Source organism: Shigella sp. SIG6 (genome assembly GCF_053555815.1).
Map to the genome: position 1 here is coordinate 1 of NZ_JBQZXC010000247.1, position 2,006 is coordinate 2,006.

Here is a 2,006-nt window from a genome sequence, read left to right on the forward strand (position 1 = left end):
GCCACGCTGACAGTACGTGACGATGCCCGTCTGGAACTGGCCGCTGACTTTTGCGGCCTGTTTCTGATGACCGACAAACAAGCGGCGCTGCCGTATGCATCGGCCTACAAACAGGACGAGCAAGAGATTAAACGCTTGTTAGTTGAGGCAGGGATGGAAACCAGTGGCAATTTCAACGAACCGGCAGATCATCTGGCGATCTATCTCGAGTTGTTGAGTTATCTGCATTTTTCGCTGGGAGAGGGGACCGTTCCTGCGCGAAGAATCGACAGTTTGCGGCAAAAAACACTGACGGCGCTGCGGCAATGGTTACCAGAGTTTGCTGCGCGTTGTCGACAGTATGACAGCTTTGGTTTTTACGCGGCACTAAGCCAGTTATTGCTGGTGTTAGTGGAGTGCGACCACCAAAACAGATAACGTCGTTTATGCGCCTGAAAAGACGCGTTTAGCGTCGCATCAGGCATTATGGCGCAGTTGCCGGATGCGTCATCACATCCGGCAAACACACATCACGGATGAGCTACAAACCGGGAAAGCCGCTGGCGTAGCAGGCGGTTTTCCTGCTTCAGGTGCGCAATATCATCCATTAACGTCAGCGCCACCGCGATCCCCGGCCAGTCCAGAGCCAGTTCATGACGCAGGCGTACCGCGCGTTGCACCACAATGGCGGCATGGTCGTCAAATACCCAGGTTGTTTCCTGGATCTCACGCGGTTCAACCACCCCCAAACCGACAATTTCATTCAACTCCTCTTCAGAGATGCCGGTATGCAGGCAAAATTCGGTAATAGTAAAAGTCACCGTAACATTAGCCATTATGCTTTCCCCCAATCTTTACGTGGATCAAAAGACGACTGGGCGTCTGCCAGTTGCTGCCACAGCGCGGCAGTGTTTTCATCCGGTTTCGGCGGCATCACGATTTTCAGTACCGCATACAGATCGCCGGTCTGTTTTTTGCTCACCAGACCTTTGCCTTTAACGCGCAATCGTTGCCCGGCCTGGCTGCCTGGCGGGATAGTCAGCAAAATGCTTTCTTTCAGTGTTGGAACGGTGACTTTAGTACCCAGCGCCGCTTCCCACGGGCTAACCGGCACCACAATTTCCAGATCCTGGCCGACAATATCGAACAGCGGATGTGGCGCAATATGAATCACCAGCCACAAATCGCCATTTGGACCGCCGTTTTCGCCCGGCGTCCCCTGGCCTTTCAGGCGGATGCGTTGACCATTGCCGACGCCTGCCGGGATCTTCACATTCAGCGTTTTCGGGATTTCCTGTTCGATCATGCCAAAGGCGTTATAAACCGGCAGGTTATAGCTGATGGTACGCTTATGCTCAGTAAGCGTTTCTTCGAGGAATACCGCCACTTCGATTTCAATATCGTGGCCGCGTGCGGCGGGGCGTTGACGGCTCTGGCGGGCATGCTGACCGAAAATTGACGAGAAGATATCGTCAAAATCTTCGGCATTAAAACTCTGACCGTCGCCATGATGGAACTGACGGTTAAATTGCGGATCGTTGCGATGTTGCCACATCTGATCATACTCAGCGCGACGTTGTTCATCACTTAACACTTCCCAGGCTTCAGCGACCTCTTTGAAGCGGGCTTCGGCATCCGGTTCTTTGCTGACATCAGGATGGTATTTACGGGCCAGTCGACGATAGGCGGTCTTGATTGTCTTGAGATCGTCCGTCGGTTTCACGCCCATGATGGCGTAATAATCCTTTAATTCCATAGCGTTATCTCGCGTAAATCAACACAAATTGAAGGAACCCCTGTAAGGTAACTCCTATAAGTGTAGGGTAATCCTCAAAATTTCATATGCCAACACAGAATATGTTATTGAAATCATCGCGGAGAGGAGGTCGCCATCAAGATGGGTTGCTGAACATATTTTAAACAGGTGAAAAAGGGTGAGCGATTTTTGATAGTTGAACCAGGCACTTTAAGTTTAACTAGGGCGTCATTATTTATTAAATTTTATAGACGCTATATATGGGTAGTAA

General features: G+C 50.9%; 3 protein-coding genes. 1 reads left to right on the forward strand and 2 read right to left on the reverse strand.

The window, feature by feature from the left end; genetic code table 11:
* The coding region (gene torD, locus ACUU1M_RS19975; protein ID WP_283671955.1) for a molecular chaperone TorD at positions 1-417 on the forward strand (417 nt) is incomplete at its 5' end.
* Positions 418-509: 92 nt separating this feature from the next.
* Here the strand turns inward: torD and cbpM are convergent.
* Both cbpM and cbpA read right to left on the reverse strand, forming a co-directional pair.
* A complete protein-coding gene (gene cbpM / locus ACUU1M_RS19980) occupies positions 510-815 on the reverse strand; it encodes a chaperone modulator CbpM (protein WP_000024560.1) in 306 nt (101 codons plus the stop codon).
* Entirely contained in the window at positions 815-1,735 is a 921-nt protein-coding gene (gene cbpA, locus ACUU1M_RS19985) for a curved DNA-binding protein (RefSeq protein ID WP_000420619.1), read from the reverse strand. The genes cbpM and cbpA overlap by 1 nt, the downstream gene beginning before the upstream one ends.
* Positions 1,736-2,006: the final 271 nt, after the last annotated feature.

What these genes read in the sequence shown, in the direction of transcription:
- cbpM (WP_000024560.1), bottom strand. Translation starts at nt 815, where the DNA reads ATGGCTAATGTTACGGTGACTTTTACTATTACCGAATTTTGCCTGCAT.
- cbpA (WP_000420619.1), bottom strand. Translation starts at nt 1,735, where the DNA reads ATGGAATTAAAGGATTATTACGCCATCATGGGCGTGAAACCGACGGAC.